The sequence below is a fragment of the Streptomyces guryensis genome, from assembly GCF_021261325.1.
Taxonomy (GTDB): domain Bacteria; phylum Actinomycetota; class Actinomycetes; order Streptomycetales; family Streptomycetaceae; genus Streptomyces; species Streptomyces guryensis.
This window is the reverse complement of sequence record NZ_JAJSBI010000035.1, coordinates 1-22,080: the sequence shown is the minus strand read 5'-3', so window position 1 is coordinate 22,080 and position 22,080 is coordinate 1. Positions and strand designations below refer to the sequence as shown.

Sequence of the window (22,080 nt, the reverse complement as noted above, 5' to 3'; positions counted from 1 at the left end):
TCCGGGTGATAATGCTCACCTCGTGATGATCAGCGTGGTTCGCCCCGATATGTACCGAAGTACCAGCGGTTTCCTTCGGGGTCGCGGGCGGCGAAGTCGCGCGAGCCGTAGTCCGTGACGTGCAGATCCGCGGTGATCTCCGCGCCGGCAGCTTTGGCGCGGGCGTGGACGGCGTCCGGGTCGGCGGTGACGACGTAGGCGCTGAAGGCACCGGGCGGTGTCGGGCCGGTGCCGGGCTCCTGCTCCTCGCGTACGGAGCCCAGCATGATGCCGCCGCCCTCGGGCCAGCTCAGCTGGGCGTGCTCGACCAGGTCGCCGTCTCCGTACACCACGGTCTCCTCGAAACCGAAGGCGTCGACGAGGAAGCGGATCAGTGCGCAGGCGTCATGGGCACGCAGGGTGGGCCAGACCTGCGGGGCGGGCGGCTGCTCGGCGGTGTCGGGCGTACTGGTCGTCATGGTGATGCGCCTCCGTTTCGCGGAAGTCGGGAGCCTGCCGGGTCGTCCGGCCGGCCTCACCAGGGTCACGCGGGCGGATGGTGCCCGGATTGGATGTTTCGGAACTCCTGCATCAGCCAGGCGCTGGGCGTGCAGGAGGCCAGGGCGGCGAACTCGCGGTCGAGGTGGGACTGGTCCGCGTAGCCGCAGTCGGCGGCCAGGCCCGCGAGGCCCGGCAGGCCAGGTCCGGCCGCCAGGCGGCGCCGTACCAGGTCGAAGCGTATGACCCGGGCGGCCGCCTTGGGGGTGAGGCCGATCTCCGCGCGGAAGCGGTTGCGCAGATGCCGCTCGCTGAAACCGGTGTCGGCGGCCAGCTTGTCGACGCGCAGGCGACCACCGGCGGACAGCAGCCGCTGCCAGGCGCCGGCCACCGGGGTGATCGTTTCCGCGCCGTCGTTTCGCGACATGCGGTGCAGCAGCCAGTCGTCGACGACCGCGAACCGGGCGGCCCAGTCGGGTGCCTCGCGCACCTTGTCGTGGACCTCGCGTATGCCCGCGCCCAGCACGTCGTCGGCGTGCACGTCGGTCCCGGCCAGCTCTCCCGCGGGCAGCCCCAGCAGGACGCGCGCGCCGAGCGGGCTGACCGCCACCTGGATGCCGGACTGCCGCCCGGGGACGTCGATCAGCGCGGGCGTCAGGTGCAGGCCGCCCAGCAGGGTGGGATAGTCGCCGGGGGCGGCACCCGGATCGGGGTGGGCGGCCATGCTGAACGGCTCGTCCAGGGGTGATGATCAGGGTCAGCCACGGCGACGGCAGCCCCCGGTGCCGGGTGTGCGGGATGCCGCGCTGGCGGTAGCCGGAGTACCAGCCGACCAGCCCGCGCAGCGGCGGCGCAGGCACCGCCCGCACCGCCTCGTCCACCGGCTCACCGCCCATGCGGTCATTGTCCTGCGCCGGACACGGAGGGCGCTACGGCAGCGCCGGCGCCTCCCCGGGCCCGCTCGCGCCCACGTGAGCGAGCCCGGGACCGGGCCCCCGACACCGCAGATGTCGATCCGATGCACGGGAGTCATCCGGCAGGTTCTGCGATGCCGATGAACTGCCCGGCCACCGTCCGGATGCGCACCGACCACCCCAGCGCGGTGAGGTCGCTCGTGAGCGCCCGCGCCTCGTGGAAGACCTTCACGATGCGGTACTTGCTGCCGTCGTCGAGCCGCCGCACCGCCGCCGGGACGGCAGGATCCGCGAGGACATCCTCCGCCCCGGCCCCGGCAGGCCCGTCGTCGATGAAGATCGCTTTGCCACCCGGGGCGAGCGCGTCGGCGACCGTGTCCCAGAAGCCGGGCAGCCGGGCGGGCGGGACATGCGAGAGCCAGAAGGCGAAGAACACGGTGTCGTAGCGCCGCGGCGGCCGCCACGCGAACAGGTCGGCCTCGACGAACTCGACCGTGGGGGAGGCAGTACGCGCACGAGCGAGGGCCAGCATCTCGGGTGCCGCGTCGACGGCCGTCACCGCGCGCGCCCGCGCGGCGAGCAGCCGGGTCCACTGGCCCGTTCCACAGGCCAGTTCCAGTACATCCCCGGCAATCGGGAGACCGTCGACGCAGCGCGGCAGTTCCTGTAGGTCTGCGTGCTCGGCATAGGGCCGGTCGTACTCGGCCGCCCCTGCCCGGTAGTAGGCCAGCTGTTCGGCCAGGAGTGCGTTTTCATCCATACCGCCACGGTCGGCCCTGCCCCTTGGGCGGAGTCAAGGCCGACCAGGACGCCGTCGCCGCCCCGTCAGGCGCCGACGTACTCCGCGAGATGCTCTCCGGTGAGGGTGGAACGGGTGGCGACCAGGTCGGCCGGTGTGCCCTCGAAGACGATGCGGCCGCCGTCGTGGCCGGCACCGGGGCCGAGGTCGATGATCCAGTCGGCGTGCGCCATGACCGCCTGGTGGTGTTCGATGACGATCACGGACTTGCCGGAGTCGACCAACCGGTCCAGCAGACCGAGGAGTTGTTCGACATCGGCGAGGTGGAGCCCGGTGGTCGGTTCGTCGAGGACGTAGACGCCGCCCTTGTCGCCCATGTGCGTGGCGAGCTTCAGGCGCTGGCGCTCACCGCCGGAGAGCGTGGTGAGCGGCTGGCCGAGGGTGAGATAGCCGAGCCCGACGTCCGCGAGACGTTCCAGGATCTTGTGCGCGGCCGGGGTGCGGGCCTCACCCTCGGCGAGGAACTCCAGGGCCTGAGACACCGGCATCGCGAGCACCTCGGAGATGTCCCGGCCGCCGAGCCGGTACTCCAGGACCGAGGCGTCGAACCGCTTGCCCTCACAGTCCTCGCAGGTGCTGGCGACCCCGGCCATCATCGCCAGGTCGGTGTAGACGACGCCCGCCCCGTTGCACGTCGGGCAGGCACCCTCGGAGTTGGCGCTGAACAGGGCGGGCTTGACGCCGTTGGCCTTGGCGAACGCCTTGCGGATCGGTTCGAGAAGACCGGTGTACGTCGCCGGGTTGCTGCGCCGCGACCCCCGGATCGGGCTCTGGTCGACCGAGACGACCCCGAGCTCCTCGGGGATCGACCCGTGCACGAGCGAGCTCTTGCCGGACCCCGCGACGCCGGTGATCACGGCCAGCACACCGAGCGGGATGTCCACGTCGACGTCCCGCAGGTTGTTCGCCGTGGCGCCGCGGATCTCCAGGGTGCCGGTGGCCTCGCGCACCCCCTCCTTGAGCTTCGATCGGTCGCCGAGGTGGCGTCCGGTGACGGTGTCGCTGCCGCGCAGCCCGTCGAGCGTGCCCTCGTAGCAGACGGTGCCGCCCGCCGTGCCTGCGCCGGGGCCGAGGTCGACCACGTGGTCCGCGATCGCGATGACCTCCGGCTTGTGCTCGACGACGAGGACCGTGTTGCCCTTGTCCCGCAGCCGCAGCAGCAGACCGTTCATCCGCTGGATGTCGTGCGGGTGCAGGCCCGCGGTCGGCTCGTCGAAGACGTAGGTGACGTCGGTGAGCGAGGAGCCGAGGTGGCGGATCATCTTGACGCGCTGCGCCTCACCACCGGAGAGCGTGCCGGCGGGCCGGTTCAGCGAGAGGTAGCCGAGACCGATCTCGACGAACGAGTCGAGCGTCTGCTGCAGCGCGGTCAGCAGCGGCGCCACCGACGGCTCCGCGAGTTCCCGTACCCAGCCGGCCAGGTCCCTGATCTCCATCGCGCAGGCGTCCGCGATCGAGATCTTCTCGATCTTCGAGGAGCGGGCGTGCTCGGCGAGCCGGGTGCCCTCGCACTCGGGACAGACGGTGAAGGTGACCGCACGCTCCACGAAGGCCCGGATGTGCGGCTGCATCGCCTCCTTGTCCTTGGACAGCATCGACTTCTGGAGGCGCGGGATCAGACCCTCGTAGGTCATGTTGATGCCCGCGATCTTCATCCGGACCGGCTCGCGGTGCAGGAGGTCGTGCAGCTCCTTCTTCGTGAAGGTGCGGATCGGTTTGTCCGCGTCGAAGAAGCCGGACTCCGCGTACAGCCGGGAGTTCCAGCCGCCGCCGGTGTAGCCGGGGATGGTGAACGCGCCCTCGTTGATCGACTTGCTGTCGTCGTACAGCTGGGTCAGGTCCAGGTCGGAGACCGAGCCGCGGCCCTCGCAGCGCGGGCACATGCCGCCCACCTTGTTGAACGTGACCTTCTGCTTGGTGCCGCCGCCCACCGAGATCGCACCGGCCGCCGACACCGACGGCACGTTGAACGCGAACGCTCCGGGCGGTCCGACGTACGGCTTGCCGAGCCGGCTGAACAGGATCCGCAGCATCGCGTTGGCGTCGGTGGCGGTGCCGACCGTGGAGCGCGGGTCGGCGCCCATCCGCTGCTGGTCGACGCTGATCGCGGTGGTCAGACCGTCCAGGACGTCGACCTCGGGCCGCGACAGGCTGGGCATGAAGCCCTGCACGAAGGCGCTGTAGGTCTCGTTGATCAGACGCTGCGACTCCGCGGCGATCGTGTCGAAGACCAGCGAGCTCTTGCCCGAGCCGGAGACACCGGTGAACACCGTCAGCCGGCGCTTCGGGATCTCGATGCTGACGTCCTTGAGGTTGTTCTCGCGCGCGCCGTGCACGCGGATCATGTCGTGGCTGTCTGCGGCGTGCAGCGCGGGCACCTGCGCGTTCGTCCTCTTCGCCGTGGTCATCGTCTCTCCATGGGTCGGGCCGGGCGGGCGCGGGAGTCGTCGTTCTGCGGTCACGTTAGCCGCGGCTCACGAGAGCGCGCTTCTCGATTCCTGATCGGTTGCCACGCCGGGCCAGCAGCAGGATGCACGCGAGCGCGCCGAGCGCCACTGTGGCGAGCCCCGAGCCGCCGAGCGCCGCGCGCGGGCCCAGCGCCGCGGTGAGCGGTCCGCCGAGCGCCGTGCCCAGCGGCGACGCGGTGAGCAGCACCGCGCTGCGGGCCGCCAGCATCGCGGCCAGGTGCCGCGGAGGCGACTTCGCCTGCATCAGCGTCACCGAGAGCGCCACGAACGGGCCGTAGACCGCGCCGCCGAGGGCGAAGCACGCGACGGTGACGGCCGTCGGCGCCCCGGCCCCGAACGGCACCAGTGCGAGCCCCCAGGCCGTCACGATGCCGACCGTCACGGGCCACAGCGGCAGCCGCCGCAGCGCGCCGACCGCCAGCGAGCCGAGCACCGCGCCGCAGCCGAACAGCATCCAGTACAGGCCCAGCAGTGTGCCCGGCGCGTGCAGGTCGTCGGTCACATGCAGCGGCAGGGCGACCTCGACCGGGCCGTACAGGAAGTTGAAGAACCAGGTGAGCGCCAGCAGCCCGAGCAGCTCGGGACGGGACCGCAGCAGCGCGAGTCCGCCGCGGGCGGCCGCTCCGGCGACGGGGGAGACAGGTCCCGACTCCGGCAGCCGGGTGCGCACGACGAGCACGGCGAGGAACACGTACGTGAGCGCGTCCAGACCGAGTACGAGCGCGGGACTCACGTACGTCACCAGCACACCGGCGAGGGCGGGCCCGGCGATCGTGGCGGCGAAGTCCAGCGAGCCGACCAGGGTGTTCGCGGCGAGTCGCTGCTCGTCCGGCAGCAGTTCGGCGAGCAGGGTGTACTTGCCCGCGCCGCCCCACGCGTGCAGCAGTGACGACGACGCGAGCAGCACGACGTACAGCGACGGCGAAAGCAGCCCGGCGAACCAGGCGAGTGGCACGGCGCCCAGGAACACACCGCGCACCATGCTGTCGGCGACCAGCAGCCGCCTGGCCGGCACCCTGCGCAGCCGGCGGCCGAGCACCAGCGCCCCGACCACACCCGGCAGGGTGTACGCGGCGACCGCGCCGCCGACCCACAGTCCGGCACCGGCCTGCGGCGCGAGCTCGATGGCGAGCCACGCCACCGCGACGAAGCTCATGCCGTCACCGAGGCAGGACACCGCGAAGCCGAGGATCAGCCGCCGGAACAGCCGGTGGGCGAGCACCGGCCGGTACGGGGAGGGAACGAGGCGTGGGATCACCCCGGTCACCGTAGGTGTGGCTGAGCGGGCGGCGCTTCTCGATTCCTGATCGTTCTGGATACGGCGGCCGGTGAACAGCCGCCGGTGTCCACGCGTACCCCTGTGGTACGCCCGTCCGCCCTGGGCGGGCGCAACCGCGCCGAGATGGAGACGCACGTGTGGCCGCACCCCCCACGAGGACGCACCGTACGCATCCCGCCCACCGCCCGGCTGGTGCGCGGCGCGACACTGGCCGGCAGTCTGGCCCTCCTTCCCCTGGCCGCGGCCTGCAGCGGGGGAGAGGACGACGCCTCTGAACGGTCCAAGGCGACCAGGACGGCGGTGACCGCCGCCCCGGAGGCGGGAGTTGTGGCCCCGGCGAAGGTCGAGGTCATCGCCGCACTGACCGGCTGCAAGGCCAGGATCCGGGTGGAGGCGGAGGAACTGCGCCAGGGCGTCTGCCACACGAAGAACGCCGACTACCTCATCACCACCTTCCCCCGGGACGAGTTCCAGCAGGTCTGGCTCGACAGCGCGGCCATGTACGGGGGCAGGTACCTCGTGGGCTCCCGCTGGGTGGTCAGCGCGCAGCCGAAGATGCTGGAGGGCTTCCGGCCCAGGCTCGGCGGGACCATCAGGCAACTGGGGGTGGCGGGGCCGACACCGCAGCCGAGTGCGTCGTGACGCCGTTTCCCGGGGCCCCTATCCGCTGAGGGACGGCCTCAGGGCGGACGCTGTCCCGAACCGGACCGAGACGCCCGGCGAGTAGAGCACGCTGGCCGGCGCGTCCGTCATGCGTGGCAGACCGGCCGCCGTGATCAACTCGTCGTCCAGGTCGAGCAGTTCGGCCCGGTGCAGCGGCCACGGCGCGTGCTCGTTCGGCAGGTGGACGGTGCGGCCGTGCCACGGCACGTGCATGCCCCAGCGGGCGGTGAGGAACAGCTCCAGCGGTGTGGGCCGCGCTATGGGCGCGCCGGGTCGGACCACGACCCGGCTGCTGGGGCCACGGCCCGCGGGTCGTCCGCGGCGGCAGGTGTAGGTGAGTCTGTCGTTCTCGCGGTGCAGTCGCATCGCCGACCACACATAGGGCAGCCGTACGCCCAGCCGCCCCGCCAGCACGGGCAGCAGCCGGGTCGCGTCCAGGGAGCGGAACACGACACCGCGGCGGCCCTGCCCGTCCACCGAGTACAGCCGTACGTTCGTCTCGCAGAACGTGCCGAGATACGGTAGCCCGGGCCCCGGGCCGAGGCCCACGCCACGCATCAGGAACGGCACCAGGCCGACGTAGGTGACCCCGTCGAGCGTGTCCGGCCGGGTCCCGGCGGGCAGCAGAGCGGCCACCCGCTCGGGGTCCACCGGCCAGTGCAGGAAGGTCAGTTCGTGCCAGCCCTGCACCAGCATCGGCCTGCGCACGGGCCGCGGCGTGGACGGGGTGACCGGTTCGGTCTCCATGCCCGGACTTGTGGCAGCCGAGTGCCGGCCCGGCTGCTCGAACGGGCTCGGGTCTGCCGGCGTCTGGGGCGAGAGCACAGTCATCGATGCCGGTCCGGCGGTGCCGCGGTGCTGTGCCTGACCACCAGGCTGGTCGGGACGAGATCGGTGCCGGGCTGTGAGCCGCCGTGGGTGCGGATCTGGTGCAGGGCGTCCTGGACGCAGCGGCGGCCGACCTCCGCGAAGTCCTGGTGGACGGTGGTCAGCGGCGGGACGAAGAAGGCGGCGTCGGGGATGTCGTCGAAGCCGACGACGCTGATGTCCGCGGGCACCCTCAAACCGCGCTCGTGGAAGGCGCGCAGCAGCCCCAGCGCCATCTGGTCGTTGGACGCGAACACGGCGGTGCAGTCGGGCTGTGCGGCGAGCGCGAGACCGGCCGCGTAGCCGGACTCGGCCGACCAGTCGCCGTGCAGGGGCGGCGGAACTGGGCGTCCGGCCTCCTCAAGGACCCTGCGCCAGGCCTGAGTTCGGCGCTGCCCGGCGAAGGACGTCTCCGGGCCGGTGACATGCCATACGGTGCGGTGGCCCAGGTCCAGCAGGTGGCTCACGGCCTTGCGGGCCCCGTCGGCCTGGTCGGTGTCGACCACGCTGTAGCGGTCGCCGGCGTCGGAGTCCACGACGACGACGTGCACGCCGGGCGGCAGCTGCACCGTGCCGGTGTCCAGCAGATGGATCTCCATGATGACGATCACGGCGTCGACGGCCAGCTCGCCCATCCGCGTAAAGGCCCCCAGTACGTTGTCCTGGGTCGGGACGTCGATGGGGATCAGGGTGATCGCGTACCCCTCTGCCGCGGCACGGGTGGCGATCGCCTCCACGGTGCGGCTGTTGCCCGTCGAGGACAGGCTGAAGAGGATCACACCGATGGTGTTGAACTGCCCGTAGCGCAGGGCGCGCGCCGCGCTGTTGGGCCGATAGCCGAGATCCCGCATCGCCGTGAGCACCTGCTCCCGGGTCGCGCCGATCACCCCGGGGTAGCCGTTGGAGACCCGCGAGACCGTCTGGGAGGAGACGCCGGCCAGCTTGGCGACATCGGCCATGGAGACCCGCTGCTTGCGGCGTCCGCCCGGAACGCCGGTGCTGCCCCGTTCCACCACTGGTGCCTCCCTCGGGTCCCCGACCTGTTGCGCGACGCACCGGATGTTACGCGTGAGGAGCCTTGACGGCCGCTGAGGCGGATGCCACGATTCCGGCGCCGCCGAGTTTACGTAAACATCCGTTGCGACGACAGCACATGTTTACGTAAACATGCGGGGCGCCGAGCCGCCACCTCCTGAAAGGCCACGTCGATGCGCAAGACCCCCACCAACCGCCTCGCTCCCCGGCTGCGCGCCGCCTGCGCGGCGGTCGCGATCGCCGCGGTCAGCGGCGCGACCCTCGCCGGCAGCCCCGCCTCCGCCGCACCGAAAACGGACACCACCCAGTTCAAGGGCGTCAACTGGGCCGACCCCCGCGACAACTACGCCAACGACCCCGTCGTCCTGTCCGGCCTGTCGCTCTCCGACAGCTACGCCCAGACGTACACCAAGGCGAGCCGGGTCATCTCGGCGTTCCGCGCCAACCTCGGTGCCAACACCGTCCGCCTGCCGATCAACCCGTACACCGTCAACGGCTCCTACTGGAAGTCGTACCGCGGAGTGATCGACGCGGCCACGGACAAGGGCTTCAAGGTGATCCTTTCCTACTGGGAGGGCACGGGCGCCCAGAAGGACGGCTTCATCGACGACGAGGCCACCTACTGGCCGATGTGGAACACCGTCGTCAAGGCCTACAAGGGCAACTCGAAGGTCTACTTCGAGCCGATGAACGAGCCGCACGGCTACACCGACACCCAGTGGGCCGACATCGCCGCCAAGTGGCTGTCGACGTACGGGTCCGTCCCGCGGGGCCGCGTCTTCGTCAGTGGCGCCGGCTACAACGACCACGTCACCTCGGTCTGCGCCGACCCGCGGCTGAAGGGCACCTACCTGTCGCTGCACCACTACGGCTTCTGGAAGTCGTACGCCACCTACGACCAGTGGACCGCCGACCTCAAGGAGCGCATCGGCGACTGCGCGAGCCGTACGGTCATCGACGAGTTCGGCGCCCCGATGACCACCGGCCTGAACTACGACAAGCCGGCGCCCGACGACAACTACGTCAACTTCATCCAGGCCGAGACGGACACCGCCCGCGAGCTGAAGATGGGCTCGGTGTACTGGCCGGGCCTGCGCACCGACGACATCTACTCGATGCAGAAGCTCGTCGGCAACCCCTCCCGCCCGTGGCTCGCCACCACCAACCAGTCCGGCGCCGACCGTCTCGCCTGGGCCTGGGGACGCGGCCGGCCCGTCCAGCCCTGACCGGCCTCTCGCCGAAACTGCCGGACGGCCCCGGACCCGCTCGGGTCCGGGGCCGTCCGCCCCCCTGCACCTCGCGGCTACGGCTTGATGCCCACCCCGGTCCAGAGGCTGACCTCGGCGTCCGTGGCGTCGCAGTCGCCGTCCGGGCGCCAGCGGTGGCCGACGGCGATTCCGGGGGCGAGCAGGTCGAGCCCGCTGAAGAACCGGGCGACCTCGTCCTTCGAGCGGAACTGCACCGGCGTGCCCGCATTGGTGTAGATGTCGGTGACCTTCTGCCAGGTGGCCGGGTCGAAGTCGGGCGTGCAGTGGCTCAGGGCCAGCGCGCTGCCCGAGGGGAGGACGGCCAACAGACGGTCCACGATGCCGTACGGGTCCTGCGCGTCCGTCACGAAGTGCATCAGGGCGTTGAGGGACAGGGCCACGGGCTGGTCCAGGTTCAGGACCTCGGCCAGGGCGGTGGAGTTCAGCAGCGCGGCCGGGTCGTTGACATCCGCCTCGATGTACGTGGTGCGGCCCTGGGCCGTGCTGCGCATCAGACGCTCGGCGTACTTGAGGACGAGCGGGTCGTTGTCCGCGTAGACCACCCTGGCCTCGGGGACCACGGACTGGGCCACCTGGTGCAGGTTCGGCTCGGTGGGGATACCGGTGCCGATGTCCAGCCACTGGCGGATGCCGTGCTCCTGGGCGAGCACCCGGGTGGCGCGATGCATGAACGCCCGGTTCTCACGGGCGCACACGAAGATGGCCGGGTAGACCGAAGCGACGGTCTCCGCGGCCAGCTTGTCGACCTCGAAGTGGTCCTTGCCGCCGAGGTAGTAGTCGTACATCCGGGCGGAGTGGGGCCGACTGGTGTCGATGTCCCGCGCGGGCGAGTTGGTCATGCTGTCCCTTTCGGTGGTGTGCGTGGGGGGTACAGCGCCGTCAGGTGATCGGCGAGACCTCGTTTGACCCCCGCGACGAACGCGGTGATCTCCTCCGGGGTGTAGATCAGCGCGGGGCCGGCCGGATCGGTCGACTGCCGCAGGGCCACACGGCCGTCGGCGAGCTGTTTCGTCTGCACGCACTGGCCCCCGTTGGGACCGCTCCACGGAGACTCCCAGCCCTGTTCACCGAGGTCCGACGCCGGCATGCCGTTGTAGACGCCGCGGACACTGCTGTCGACGCTGGTCATGAGTACTCCTTTCGCATGCGGTACAGGAGTGCCCTGCTGTCCGTGTCCGAGGTCAGCAGGGACATGCGGTTGTGCGCCTCGAGATGGGCCGCGACGTCCGAGCGCTGGTCCAGGTACATGGCGCCGGAGAGGATCTCGCTGTAGACGATGTCGGGCAGCTCCGGCTCCTTGAACCGGAAGTATGTGAAGGGGGCGCAGGCGCCGACGTGGGCTCCCGCGGTGAACGGCACCACGTCGACGCTGACGTGCTCCAGCTCCGAGACCTCCAGGAGCCGGTCGATCTGCTCCCGCATCACCTCGGAGCCGCCCACCACCCGGTGCAGCACCGCCTCCTCCAGCACCACCCACAGCGTCGGGGCGTCGGATCTCTCCAGCAGGCCCTGGCGGCGCAGCCGCAGGTCCACCCGCCGTTCGAGATCCTCCGCGCTGCCGCCCGGGAAGCCGCCGCGCAGGACCTCGCGCGCGTAGTCGTGGGTCTGCAGCAGTCCCGTCACATAGTGCGGCTCGTAGGTGCGCAGCGTCGTGGCCCCGGTCTCCAGGCTCACGTATCCGCTGAACCAGCTGGGCAGCACATCGCGGTACACATGCCACCAGCCGGGCTCGTTGGCCCGCTCGGCCAGGTCGACGAACTCGTCGATCTCCTGCCGTTCGGCCCCGTACGTCTCCAGCAGCTTGTCCACGTAGAGGGGCTTGAGGCCGACCTCCGCCTTCTCCAGGCGGCGGATGGTCAGGGACGTCACCCGCAGGGCCCTGGCCGCCTCGTCCAGCGACAGACCCGCGTCCTGGCGCCGCTCCTGCAGCCGCCGGCCGAGGATCATGCGGAGAACGGTGGGAGCACTGGGGCTGTTGCCCGCGCCCGACCGACCTTCGTTCACCACGCCCTACCTCCTGAGTGGACGTCACCGTCCAGCCGACCAAAGCGACTTGTCGACGCTGCCGGACAGATACCGGCTCCATGAAATTATCAGGCAGCTGGTTGCAGCTTGAACTGCCCTGTGAGCATAGTTACTTGTGTGAATCGTTTCGACGGTCACTGCGCGCCCCGCTCCCCACGGAAGGCAACTGCGTGTCCCCCCACACGACTTCCTCCCCGCAGCTGTTAGACGCCCCGAACCCGGAGCGCACGCACTGGCTCGAACTGCCGCCGCACCGCTCCAGCATCAGGGTCGCCCGCCGCTCCATCGGCGCGCGGCTGAGCGCCTGGCGCCTGCCGGGCGACCTGTGCGCGGACGCCGTCCTGCTCGTGTCCGAACTGGCCACCAACGCCGTACGTCACACACTCAGCGCCAAGATCCTGTGCGGCATCGGGCTCATCAGCGACACGTGCCTGCGTCTCGAGGTCCACGACCACGACCGCACGGACCGCGGCCTGCCCCGGTGCGAGCCGTGCCCGGACGACGAGAGCGGTCGCGGCCTGCTCATCGTGGAGGAGATCGCGGACAGCTGGGGCGTCGACCGGTCGAGGCTCACCGGCGGCAACGCCGTGTGGGCGCACCTGACGGCCTGAGAGCCTGCCGGGAAAGGGCGTTCAGCCCTTCAGAGGCGTCAGCTCGGCGAGCAGCAGGGTGCGGTCGTCGGCGGCGGCCGAGGCCGAAGGGGTGCCGAGCAGCCGCCGGCACAGGGACTGCAGCGGGTCCTGCTCGCCGGCGGCCGTGGGCTCGACGGCCGCCGTGTCCAGGGCGCGGGCGAGGCGGACGATCTCCTGGTCGATGTCGGCGTCCCGGGACTCGACCAGGCCGTCGCTGTAGAGCCCGAGCAGGGCGGGTTCGTCCACGGTCAGCACGGTCGCCTCGTAACTGCCCGTACCCAGCCCCAGAGGCAGGCCCGGGCTGGCGAGGACGACCGGCGCGGTCCGGCCGTCGGGGCCGCGCAGCAGCGGCGGCGGGTGGCCGGCCCCCACCAGGGTGCAGATGCGCTGCCGGGCGTCCCACTCGGCGTAGATACAGGTCGCGAACGATGCTCCGGGGGTGTCGCAGGCGAGCGCGTCGAGACGTCGTATGAGATCGGCCGGCGGGATGTCGAGGGTGGCCAGGGTGCGTACGGCGGTGCGCAGCTGGATCATCGCGACGGCTGACTCCGGGCCGTGTCCCATGGCGTCCCCGACGACGAGACTGACCCGGTCACCCGGCCGTTTCAGCACGTCGAACCAGTCACCGCCGATGATGTTGCCCTGCCCGGCGGGCAGGTACCCGTGGGCGATGCGGCACCCCTCGACCTCCCGGGTCGTGCCGGGCAGCAGGCTGTTCCGGATGGCCAGGGCGGTGCGGCGCTCGCGCTCGTAGCGTCGTGCGTTGTCCAGGGCGGTGGCGGCTCGAGCGGCCAGCGCCTCCGCGGCCAGTACGTCAGCCGGCCGGAAGGGGGCCCGGTCCGGGCCGCGCGAGCAGGCGACGAAGCCGACCGCGGTGCCCCGCAGCTGAAGCGGGACGACGACGAAGGACGACACGTGCAGCAGATCATCGATCCGCGCGTCGCCGCCCCCGGAGGCCACCAGCCGCTGGGAGGTGTGCGGGTCGATCGCGTCGAGCAACTGCGCGTGCCCGGCGGCGAGAGCGCGGGCGTACGGCGTCTCACGCGGGAAGACGATCACCTCGCCGACCGGCAGCACGCCCTCCCAGTCCTCGACCGCGTCCGTGCCGATGCGCAGCGCCAGACGGCGCGCCTCTATCTGGGGCGGGTCCGCGACGGCGTACGCGTTCTCGTCGCGCAGCCAGCGCTCCAGCAGGTAGATCGATGCCGCATCGCAGAAGCCGGGGGTCAGCGCGTGCACGACATGGGTGGCGGTCAGCCCCAGGTCGAGTTCCGAGCCGATGGCGTCGGCGGCGGGGGAGAAGGCCGACCGGCGGGGCGAGGGCAGTGCGGCGGGGGGTGCGTCGATGCGGCTGCGCGGTTCGTTCCGCAGGGGTCGTGCCTTTCCGGGTGTGGGGCTCCGGGCGCACGGCGATGAGGGTGGCTCGCCGTGCGTCGTCGGCAACTATATGATGTCGCGTCAAGGCCCCTGGCCGGAAAGGGAGTTGTAGTGCTCGACAACGAACGGATTCCGCCGGGGACCGATCCCGACAAGGCGAGTGTGGCCCGCATGTACGACGCCATGCTGGGCGGGCAGCACAATTTCGCCATAGACCGTGAGGCGGTGGCGGCCGTCACCGGCATCGATCCCCAGGTGCGCACGCTGGCCCGGGCCAACCGCGCCTTCCTCGGACGAGCCGTGCGCCACCTGGTCGACACCGGGGTGCGGCAGTTCATCGACCTCGGCTCGGGCATCCCCACCCAGGGCAACGTGCACGAGGTGGCCCAGGCGGCAAGCCCCGGGGCCCGGGTGGTCTACGTGGACAAGGACCCCGTGGCCGTGGCCCACAGCACCTCCCTGCTCGCGGACAACCCGGACGCGGGCATCGTCGACGCCGACATCCGCCGGCCCGACGACGTCCTGTCCTCCTCGAAGCTGCGCGAACTGATCGACTTCGAACAGCCCGTCGCCGTGCTGATGGTCGCGATCCTGCACTTCGTCACGCCCGAGGAGAACCCGGCCGGCATCGTCGCCGCCTTCCGGGACGCCCTGCCCGACGGCAGCTGGCTGGCACTGACCCATGCCACGAACGAGGACCGCCCGGACACGGCCGCCGCCGTGAGCAAGCTGTACAGCGCCAGGGCCACCTCCCCGGTCACCGCCCGCTCCCACGACGAGATCCACGACCTGTTCACCGGCTTCGACCTCGTGCAGCCGGGCCTGGTCCACGTGCCGCTGTGGCGCCCGGACCCCGGCGACCCGATCCCGGACAAGCCGTCGGAGTACTGGGTGTACGCGGGAGTCGGCCGAAAGTCCGCCTAGCGGGGCGGCACGGCTGGGCTCAGCACTGCGGGATCCGGGACTTCCAGGTGTTGGGGCCTCCGGTGTCCAGGTACCAGTCGTTGACGAAGCCGTTGACACTGCCGGTGGAGACCTGCATCCAGTAGCGGTAGCCGTGGCCGTCCGCGTCCGGGTCGCCGGTGGTCCAGCAGATCAGGCCGAGTTCGTCCCCGTTGTGGTGGTGGCCGAAGACCGGCGACTCCGACGCGCCGTATCTGGGGGCGGTGCGCACGGCCAGGTAGGAGCCGGCGTCGATGCCGGTGACATTGGCGCACAGGGCCGGATCACCTGAGATGCTGCACGAGTGGATCGCGGCGCCGGCCGGCCCCGCACCGGCGAGGACGGCCGAGGCCGTGGCGGTCAGGGCGATGCCCACCGCGGTGAGAGCACGCAGACGAGTCATGAGGGTTGCCTCCGTCGGTTCGGCTGGTTCGACTGGATCGCTTCGCTTGGCCCGGATCGAGGAGGGATCAGGCGCACCGCGGGATCTGGGCCTTCCACACGCCCGGGCCGCCGCTGTCGAGGTACCAGTCGTTGACGAAGCCGTTGACACTGCCGGTGGAGACCTGCATCCAGTAGCGGTAGCCGTGGCCGTCCGCGTCCGCGTCCGGGTCGCCGGTGGTCCAGCAGTCGAGCTCCAGCCACTGCCCGTTGCCGAACCGGGCCACCGGCGCGGCGCCGTAGCGCGGTGCTGTGCGCATCACCAGGGACGAGCCCGCATCGATGCCGATCACTTGGGCGCAGCGTGCCGGGTCGCCCGGGCCGGCGCCGGGGCACGGCCGAGGATCGGCCTGGGCGGGCGCGGCCGTGAGCAGTCCGGCCCCGGCGAGCAGGACGGCGGCGGCCCCCGCGGCGATCGCCGAACCCAGCCGGGAGTCGGTCGGTCGTGACGTCAGCATCGGTTCCTCCGTTCGGTTGCCGATGGCCAACGACCATGGCATCGAAGGAGGAAGGAGACATCCTGTGATGTCACAGGGTTGCCGTGTGCTGTCGATTCGGCGGGGGGTTGTTCGTGTAGAAGGTGAGAGGCCGGCACCGCGCCGCTCCGAGCGAAGGGCTGTGAGGACGATGACCCAGGTATCCACGCTGCTCACCGGCCGAGGCCTGGTCGAGTCACCCCGCTGGCACGGCGAGAGGCTGTACTTCTCCGACTGGACCGCCGGCGAGGTCGTCGCCGTCGACCGGGCCGGCCGCAGCGAGGTCGTCGCCCGGGTGCCGTCGCTGCCCCTGTGCACCGCCTGGCTTCCCGACGACCGGCTGCTGATCGTCTCGTCCGCGGAAGGGCGGCTGCTGCGCCGTCAGCCCGACGGCAGCCTGGTCGAGTACGTGGATCTCGGCATCCCGGGCTGGAACGACATCATCGCGGACGGCCGCGGCAACACCTACGTCAACCGAGCCGACTTCGACCCGATGGCGGGAGAGGACGTCAAACCCGGCTCCGTCCACCTGGCCGCCCCCGACGGCTCGGTGCGCGAGGTGGCCGACGACATCGCCTTTCCCAACGGCATGGCGGTGACCGCCGACGACGCCACCCTGATCGTCGCCGACTCCTACCGCCACCAGCTGCTCGCCTTCGACATCGACGCCGACGGCACCCTGTTGCGGCGACGCGTCTGGGCCGATCTGGGCGAGGGCGTCCCGGACGGCATCTGCATCGACGCGGAGAACGCCGTCTGGTACGCGGACGTGCCCAACCGGCGGTGCGTGCGCGTCGCGGAAGGCGGCACCGTCCTGCGGACCGTACCCGTGGACCGCGGAGCCTTCGCGTGCGTGCTCGGCGGCCCCGACCGCAGCACGCTGTTCGTCACCGCGGCGCGATGGCAGGGCATGACCGAGACCGAGATGGTCGCACCCGGAACAGGGCAGGTGCTCGCCGTTCCGGTCGAGGTGCCGGGTGCGGGACGGCCGTAGGACTGTGACGACCGCGCCTCACAGGAACGGCGTGCCCGCATCGAGCCCCGCCAGGAACCGGCCGTGGATCTCCCCGGCGGAGGCCCTCCACCACCTCGCCGTACAACGTGCGCGCGGCGCATCTCGGCGGGCGAGGGCGTGGTCGACCCCGGAAGCATTCGCCCTCGGGCTCGGCCGGCCCCTGGCCGCAGCAGGGGTGAAGTCCACGAGAATGCGGAGGCGGTGGGGTTCAGGACCGGCGCGGGTCAAGAAACGTTCGGCGTCACCCTGGGGCCGGTCACAGGGCGCCGACTCACCGAGTACGTCCGCACCGGGCGGCGCCCCGAAGTCCTGGAACCGTTCCGCTTCGACCGGCTGCGCCACTCATGACGGCGTGATTCAGTGGGCCGGGCAGCGGTATCGCCGCAGGATCCGGGAGGAGCCGTATGACACCGGCCGAAGAGCGCTTCGACGACCTGGTGACCGAGCTGCTGGGCCTGCCCGGGGTCACTCCTCCCGGCGGCTCCGGCTTCGGTCGGAGCGCGCTGCGGGTGCACAACAAAATATTCGCGATGCTGGTCCGCGGGCAGTTGGTGGTGAAACTGCCCGGAGAGCGAGTGGACGGGCTGGTGGACGGTGGAGAGGGGGGCAACTTCGACGCCAACAAGGGCACGCCCATGAAGGAGTGGTTCGCTCTCTCCCCGGACTCCACCCTGGACTGGTCACCCCTTGCGCGGGAAGCCCTGGCGTTCGTCGGCGGCCGGCACAAGGGTCCCGCCGGGGACTGAGGACGGTCCTCAGCGGCCGGACACCTGCCCGGGGCGGCTCAGCGTCCGCGCAGCGGATTGGCGCGGGCCGCCGCCAGCAGATACCAGGCCGTCGCGCCGACGTGCCGGTACGGGTGGTAGCCGAAGCCGAAGCCGAAACCGGTGTACAGAGGACTGGCGCCGAGCGGTTCGTCGGTCAGGCCGTGCGCCTCCACCCACTCGCCGATCAGAACGGCACCTGCCAGAAACCGCCAAGCCCGCGTGCGGTGGGCCGGCGCAGACAGCGCGATGCTCGCCCAGGCCATGTACCCGACAGCCGTACCCGTGAAGCCGAACTGCGTGCCGACATTTACGCTGCCGTCCGTGCGCACAAAGCCGTCCGGCTGTGGTGAACCGTCGTAGAAGACGTACGGCCCCACGTTGTACGCCTGCCGGGGCCTGCCGTCCGCGTGCTGCGGGTCGTGAGCCTGTGCGTAGAGCAGAGCGTCCCCGACAGACACGGCCCTGGCGCGCGACCCGGTGCTCGAGTGGGCGAGGTGGGCCAGGATCGCGAGGGCGTTGTCGTAGGTGAAGGCCGTGCTGAAGAGCCCGGCCTGATCGGTGTAGCTCTGGGCCAGGCGGATGCTGCCGTGACCCGGTAGCCGTCCACGGCCGCGCCGAGGAAAGCACGGCCGCGCATCCGGGCGTCTTCCGTCCCGGCGGCGGGAGCTGACCCGGTGGCAGCGCGAGCCGTGCCACTGCCGGCCACGGCCAGGGCGGCGGCCGCGCTCCCCCGCCCCGATGATCGTCCGACGGGCGATCTCGGCCATGGTTGCTCTCCTCGGGGTCGGTGACGCTGCTCGGTCTGAGAGCACGATGGCTTTGAGAGCGCTCTCAGGCGGGCCATACTCTGCTGGCCGGAACGGAAGTGGTCAAGGCGATGTGCGGGGGTGAAGGTGCGGGAGTGTCGGGTATGGCGGAGGGGTGGGCCGGCACTCCAACTCTCCACACCCGGACGGGTCTTCACCGTTCGGCCACATAGGTGTAGGTGAGAGCGCTCTCAGGTGTAACCATTGACGGCCTTCACGGTGCGCACCACAGTGGCGGACGCGGTTTCTGTTGAAGCTGTTACCTCCTGCTCCCCCACCTCGTGGAGGTCATCTCGTGTTGCGCAGCAAGCATTCAAGGAAGACACGTCGGCCGCTGAGGGCGGCGACGGGAGTGCTGGGCGGGCTCGCCCTGCTCGGCGGCGGACTGTACGGCTTCGCCAGTGCCGATGGTCCGCCGACTCCCAGCGGCTGGAACCTGGTCTGGAGCGACGACTTCGCCGGGGCCGCGGGCAGTCCGCCCTCCGGTGACAACTGGATCGTCGACACCGGGACCAGTTACCCGGGCGGCGCCCCGCACTGGGGCACGGGGGAGGTGCAGACCTACGCCTCGGACCCCGCCAACCTCCAGCAGGACGGCGCCGGGAATCTGAAGATCACCCCGATCAGGGACGCGGCCGGCAACTGGACCTCCGCCCGGATCGAGACCAAGCGCAGCGACTTCGAGCCGCCCGCCGGAGGCAAGTTGCGTATCGAGAGCCGGATCCAGGTCCCCGACGTCACGGGCGACGCGGCCGACGGCTACTGGCCCGCCTTCTGGGCCCTCGGGGCGCCCTTCCGAGGGAACTACCAGAACTGGCCAGGCATCGGGGAGTTCGACGTCATGGAGAACGCCAACGGCGACAACAAGGTCTTCGGCACCCTCCACTGCGGCACCGACCCCGGCGGCCCCTGCAACGAGACCAGCGGCATCGGCGCCAACCGTCCGTGCCCCGACACCGCCTGCGCAGGCAACTTCCACACCTACGCCTTCGAATGGGACCGCAGTGTGTCCCCGCAGGAACTGCGCTGGTACGTCGACGGGGTCCAGTACCACTCCGTCAACGCCTCTCGGATGGACGCGGCCACCTGGAACGCGGCAACCGGGCACGGCCACTTCATCCTGCTGAACCTGGCCATGGGCGGCGCGCTCCCCGACCCGCTCGCCGCACACGCCACACCCGGCTCGTCCACCCGGTCCGGCGTGCCCATGCTCGTCGACTACGTGTCGGTCTACAGCTCGGGCCACCGGTTGAGGCTCAGGCCTTCGGGCGCCGCCCGCTCCGGCGCCGGGCGGGCTCGGCGCCGCCCAGCAGGGTCTGGCGGCGCTCCTCGCCATTCTCCTCCACCTGGATCACCACGCGCCGCAGGCCCTCCGCCAGGGCCCGGCACTCCTCGTCCGTCAACTGACCGGTGACGAAGGCCTCTTCCTCGTTGAACGCGGGGAACAGCCGCTGCATCAGTTGCTCGCCCTCGTCGGTGAGGCTGAGCAGCACCAGACGGCCGTCCGTCGGGTGGCCGGCCCGCCTGACGAGTCCGCGGGACTCCAGGGTGCGCGACACCCCGGTCAGCGTCCCCTTGGAGATCCCCGCCTCCTCGGCCACGTGCCGGGTCTCCGACTCGCCCCACACCCACACGACCCACAGCACGACGAACGCCGTCCAGGTCAGGTCCGAGTCGCGCAGTACCGAGTTCTCGACGTGCTGGCGTACGGCGGAGGCGGCCCGGTAGATGTTGGCCACGGCGGCCATCTGGTCCCGTCGTATCGGGATGCCGCCGAGTTTCGCCGCGGCGAGCTTCTCGGCTTCGGTGATGGATCGCTGGCCGGGCACGGGTGCTCCCTCGCTCTTCATTGACCGTTCGGACTCAAATTGTACGAAGGGAATGCCGAAGCGAGTCACGTGGTGAACCACGACGAAAGCCACGTTGAGAACCCCATGAGAACCACGATGAGATCACGAAGAGAATCACGAAGGACGTCAGCGTTCGTGGACGACGCGACCGTCGAACACCGTCAGGTCCACCTCCGCGTCCGTGATCGCGTGCGGATCCAGGTCCAGCAGCGGGCGGTCCAGGACGCACAGGTCCGCGACCTTGCCGACCTCGACCGTCCCCTTCCACTCCTCGGCGAAATCCTGCCGGGCCGCGTTGACCGTGTACGCCCGCAGGGCCTCGGCGAGGCCCACGCACTGCTCGGGGCCGCTGCGCCGGCCGCTGGCCTTCGACTCCCGCAGCATCATCGCGGACACCCCCTGCCGCCAGTCGGGCTCGGTGATCGGCGCGTCCGAACTGGCGCAGACCGCCACGCCGGCCTCGACGGCGGAGCGGACGGGCCACTGGCAGGCGGACCGCTCGGGTCCGACGACCTCGTCCATCAGGTCGGAGATGGTCCACTTGATGGCCGGGTTCATGTTGATTCCGTAGCCGTGCGCGGCGAGCTTGGCGAGGCTGCCGGCGCCGATGAAGTCGCCGTGGATGACGTAGTGCCGGGCGTCGGGCCGGGGCGTGGCCTCGTTCGCGGCGACGAAGGCGTCCACGACGGTGTCGATGGCGCGGTCACCGGTGACGTGGACGCCCAGTTGGAAGCCCGCCTCATGGGCGGTGCGGATCATCTCGCGCAGTTCGTCGACCTGGAGCGCGGGGGTGGCACCGTGCACGCACAGGGCGCCGTGGCCACCATCGGAGTACGGCTCGTTCATCCAGGCCGTACGGTTCGGGGGCACCCCGTCGGCGAAGACCTTGACGCCGATGGCGCGCAGCAGGCGCGGGTCGGCCGACTCCGGGCGCCGCAGCTCGGCCAGGCCCTTGCGTACGTCGTCGGCGGAGCCGCCCATCGGCGCGGGCAGCAGCAGGACGCTGACCCGGGCCTGCAGTTCGCCGGTGGCCGCGAGGTCGGCGTAGGCGGTCCAGTTGTCCGTGCTCAGCCCGCCGAAGAGGGTGGTGGCGCCGCCGGGGCCGAGGCCGGGCTCGGTGTAACTCGTGATGCCGCGGGAGTGGAGTTCGGCGATCACGTTCTGGATGGCATGGCGGCGCCGGTCGACGGTGGGGGAGGGGAGGGCGGTCTGGACGAGCCCCTGGGCCGCCTCGCGCAGGATGCCGGTGGGCTCGCCGTCCGGGCCGAGGTCGATGACACCGCCTCCCGGCGGCACGCTCGACGCGCCGATGCCGCACTGGCGCAGCGCCGCGCTGTTGACCCACAGCATGTGAGAGGAGAAGTCGGTCAGGCAGACCGGGTTGTCGGGCGCGACCGCGTCGAGGTCCCGGCGGTGCGGGAAGCGGCGCGGGTCGGCGAGGCACTCCCTGAGATAGCCGGGATCCCAGCCGAGGCCGATGATCCACTCGCCGGGCCGGGCGGTCCGCACCGCCCGGCCCACGGCGTCCGCGATGTCGGCGATCGAGCCCACCGCAGGGTGGCCGACGGCGATGGCGAACGGCGGCTTCGTCATGCCGTACGCCGCTCCGTGCAGATGGGAGTCGTTGATGCCGGGCAGGACGGCACGCCCGCCCAGTTCCACGACGCGCGTGCCGGGCCCGGCCAGGGCACGCATCTCGGCGTCGCTGCCCACGGCGACGATGGCCCGGCCGCGCACGGCCACGCCTTCGGCCACCGTGAAGCCGTCGTCGACGGTCAGTACCTGGCCGCCGGTCAGGACGAGGGTGGGGGTGCTGTCGCTCACGCGCTGCCTCTCAGCGATATGTACGAGGGTATGGGGGGTGCCTCTATGTCTTTCGTCAAGCGAGGCGTGGGGTTCTGGGTTCGTAGAAGGTGCCGTCGCGGAGCATGGCGAACAGCACGTTGATCCGTTGTCGGGCCAGGCGGAGAAGTGCTTGG

General features: G+C 71.1%; 22 protein-coding genes and 1 pseudogene. 7 read left to right on the top strand and 16 right to left on the bottom strand.

Features of this window, described 5'->3' with window-relative positions:
* Nucleotides 1-29: 29 nt before the first annotated feature.
* The 5 genes from LJ657_RS42100 to LJ657_RS42080 all read right to left on the bottom strand — a co-directional run bounded on the left by LJ657_RS42100 (nucleotide 30) and on the right by LJ657_RS42080 (nucleotide 5,916).
* Nucleotides 30-458 carry a VOC family protein gene (locus LJ657_RS42100; protein ID WP_232654987.1) on the bottom strand — a complete coding sequence of 143 codons (429 nt, stop codon included), beginning with the start codon at nucleotides 456-458 and terminating at the stop codon, nucleotides 30-32.
* Nucleotides 459-523: 65 nt separating this feature from the next.
* Entirely contained in the window at nucleotides 524-1,201 is a 678-nt protein-coding gene (locus LJ657_RS42095) for an AraC family transcriptional regulator (RefSeq protein ID WP_232654986.1), read from the bottom strand.
* A 305-nt stretch (nucleotides 1,202-1,506) separates the two neighbouring features.
* On the bottom strand, nucleotides 1,507-2,151 hold the full coding sequence (locus tag LJ657_RS42090) for a class I SAM-dependent methyltransferase (RefSeq protein ID WP_232654985.1): 645 nt from the start codon (nucleotides 2,149-2,151) through the stop codon (nucleotides 1,507-1,509).
* 65 nt (nucleotides 2,152-2,216) lie between these two features.
* Nucleotides 2,217-4,598 (bottom strand): ATP-binding cassette domain-containing protein, encoded by a 2,382-nt coding sequence (locus LJ657_RS42085; RefSeq protein ID WP_232654984.1) that lies wholly within the window; start codon nucleotides 4,596-4,598, stop codon nucleotides 2,217-2,219.
* Nucleotides 4,599-4,653: 55 nt separating this feature from the next.
* A complete protein-coding gene (locus LJ657_RS42080) occupies nucleotides 4,654-5,916 on the bottom strand; it encodes an MFS transporter (protein ID WP_232654983.1) in 1,263 nt (420 codons plus the stop codon).
* Between the two features lie 84 nt (nucleotides 5,917-6,000).
* Between LJ657_RS42080 and LJ657_RS42075 the strand changes: the two genes are divergently transcribed.
* Entirely contained in the window at nucleotides 6,001-6,579 is a 579-nt protein-coding gene (locus tag LJ657_RS42075) for a hypothetical protein (RefSeq protein ID WP_308117132.1), read from the top strand.
* 18 nt (nucleotides 6,580-6,597) lie between these two features.
* Here the strand turns inward: LJ657_RS42075 and LJ657_RS42070 are convergent, their stop codons facing one another.
* On the bottom strand, nucleotides 6,598-7,347 hold the full coding sequence (locus LJ657_RS42070) for a YqjF family protein (protein WP_232654982.1): 750 nt from the start codon (nucleotides 7,345-7,347) through the stop codon (nucleotides 6,598-6,600).
* Between the two features lie 80 nt (nucleotides 7,348-7,427).
* The gene (locus tag LJ657_RS42065) at nucleotides 7,428-8,483 is read right to left on the bottom strand and encodes a LacI family DNA-binding transcriptional regulator (protein WP_232654981.1); all 1,056 of its coding nucleotides are present in this window, start codon (nucleotides 8,481-8,483) and stop codon (nucleotides 7,428-7,430) included.
* A 192-nt stretch (nucleotides 8,484-8,675) separates the two neighbouring features.
* Here LJ657_RS42065 and LJ657_RS42060 point away from each other — a divergent pair, with 192 nt between their 5' ends.
* A complete protein-coding gene (locus tag LJ657_RS42060) occupies nucleotides 8,676-9,728 on the top strand; it encodes a glycoside hydrolase family 5 protein (RefSeq protein ID WP_232654980.1) in 1,053 nt (350 codons plus the stop codon).
* A gap of 77 nt (nucleotides 9,729-9,805) precedes the next feature.
* Here LJ657_RS42060 and LJ657_RS42055 read toward each other — a convergent pair whose 3' ends face one another.
* Genes LJ657_RS42055 through LJ657_RS42045 form a run of 3 tightly spaced genes read right to left on the bottom strand, consistent with a single transcriptional unit; the run spans nucleotide 9,806 to nucleotide 11,774 of the window.
* Entirely contained in the window at nucleotides 9,806-10,609 is an 804-nt protein-coding gene (locus LJ657_RS42055; protein ID WP_232654979.1) for an SAM-dependent methyltransferase, read from the bottom strand.
* A complete protein-coding gene (locus LJ657_RS42050) occupies nucleotides 10,606-10,899 on the bottom strand; it encodes a DUF397 domain-containing protein (RefSeq protein WP_232654978.1) in 294 nt (97 codons plus the stop codon). The genes LJ657_RS42055 and LJ657_RS42050 overlap by 4 nt, the downstream gene beginning before the upstream one ends.
* Nucleotides 10,896-11,774, bottom strand: coding sequence for a Sco1979 family transcriptional regulator (locus tag LJ657_RS42045; protein WP_232655042.1), 879 nt, complete (start codon nucleotides 11,772-11,774; stop codon nucleotides 10,896-10,898). The genes LJ657_RS42050 and LJ657_RS42045 overlap by 4 nt, the downstream gene beginning before the upstream one ends.
* Before the next feature lie 191 nt (nucleotides 11,775-11,965).
* On the opposite strand from LJ657_RS42045, the gene LJ657_RS42040 reads away from it, so the two are divergent.
* Nucleotides 11,966-12,406, top strand: a complete 441-nt coding sequence (locus tag LJ657_RS42040; RefSeq protein ID WP_232654977.1) for an ATP-binding protein — start codon at nucleotides 11,966-11,968, stop codon at nucleotides 12,404-12,406.
* Nucleotides 12,407-12,427: 21 nt separating this feature from the next.
* Here the strand turns inward: LJ657_RS42040 and LJ657_RS42035 are convergent, their stop codons facing one another.
* Nucleotides 12,428-13,870 carry a PP2C family protein-serine/threonine phosphatase gene (locus tag LJ657_RS42035; RefSeq protein WP_372488048.1) on the bottom strand — a complete coding sequence of 481 codons (1,443 nt, stop codon included), beginning with the start codon at nucleotides 13,868-13,870 and terminating at the stop codon, nucleotides 12,428-12,430.
* Nucleotides 13,871-13,915: 45 nt separating this feature from the next.
* Between LJ657_RS42035 and LJ657_RS42030 the strand changes: the two genes are divergently transcribed.
* Nucleotides 13,916-14,728, top strand: coding sequence for an SAM-dependent methyltransferase (locus LJ657_RS42030; protein WP_308117131.1), 813 nt, complete (start codon nucleotides 13,916-13,918; stop codon nucleotides 14,726-14,728).
* Nucleotides 14,729-14,747: 19 nt separating this feature from the next.
* Here the strand turns inward: LJ657_RS42030 and LJ657_RS42025 are convergent, their stop codons facing one another.
* Nucleotides 14,748-15,149, bottom strand: coding sequence for a hypothetical protein (locus LJ657_RS42025; protein WP_232654976.1), 402 nt, complete (start codon nucleotides 15,147-15,149; stop codon nucleotides 14,748-14,750).
* Nucleotides 15,150-15,216: 67 nt separating this feature from the next.
* Entirely contained in the window at nucleotides 15,217-15,645 is a 429-nt protein-coding gene (locus tag LJ657_RS42020; protein ID WP_232654975.1) for a hypothetical protein, read from the bottom strand.
* A 169-nt stretch (nucleotides 15,646-15,814) separates the two neighbouring features.
* On the opposite strand from LJ657_RS42020, the gene LJ657_RS42015 reads away from it, so the two are divergent.
* Both LJ657_RS42015 and LJ657_RS42010 read left to right on the top strand, forming a co-directional pair.
* The gene (locus LJ657_RS42015) at nucleotides 15,815-16,657 is read left to right on the top strand and encodes an SMP-30/gluconolactonase/LRE family protein (RefSeq protein WP_232654974.1); all 843 of its coding nucleotides are present in this window, start codon (nucleotides 15,815-15,817) and stop codon (nucleotides 16,655-16,657) included.
* 425 nt (nucleotides 16,658-17,082) lie between these two features.
* Entirely contained in the window at nucleotides 17,083-17,424 is a 342-nt protein-coding gene (locus LJ657_RS42010; protein ID WP_232654973.1) for an MmcQ/YjbR family DNA-binding protein, read from the top strand.
* A gap of 38 nt (nucleotides 17,425-17,462) precedes the next feature.
* Here LJ657_RS42010 and LJ657_RS42005 read toward each other — a convergent pair whose 3' ends face one another.
* Nucleotides 17,463-18,212, bottom strand: coding sequence for a hypothetical protein (locus tag LJ657_RS42005; protein WP_372488047.1), 750 nt, complete (start codon nucleotides 18,210-18,212; stop codon nucleotides 17,463-17,465).
* Between the two features lie 880 nt (nucleotides 18,213-19,092).
* On the opposite strand from LJ657_RS42005, the pseudogene LJ657_RS49220 reads away from it, so the two are divergent.
* A pseudogene (locus LJ657_RS49220) lies at nucleotides 19,093-19,314 on the top strand (family 16 glycosylhydrolase); the annotation flags it as partial.
* Between the two features lie 193 nt (nucleotides 19,315-19,507).
* Here the strand turns inward: LJ657_RS49220 and LJ657_RS41995 are convergent.
* Both LJ657_RS41995 and LJ657_RS41990 read right to left on the bottom strand, forming a co-directional pair.
* Entirely contained in the window at nucleotides 19,508-20,080 is a 573-nt protein-coding gene (locus tag LJ657_RS41995; RefSeq protein WP_232654972.1) for a MarR family winged helix-turn-helix transcriptional regulator, read from the bottom strand.
* A gap of 147 nt (nucleotides 20,081-20,227) precedes the next feature.
* Nucleotides 20,228-21,925, bottom strand: coding sequence for an amidohydrolase (locus LJ657_RS41990; RefSeq protein ID WP_232654971.1), 1,698 nt, complete (start codon nucleotides 21,923-21,925; stop codon nucleotides 20,228-20,230).
* Between the last annotated feature and the right edge of the window lie 155 nt (nucleotides 21,926-22,080).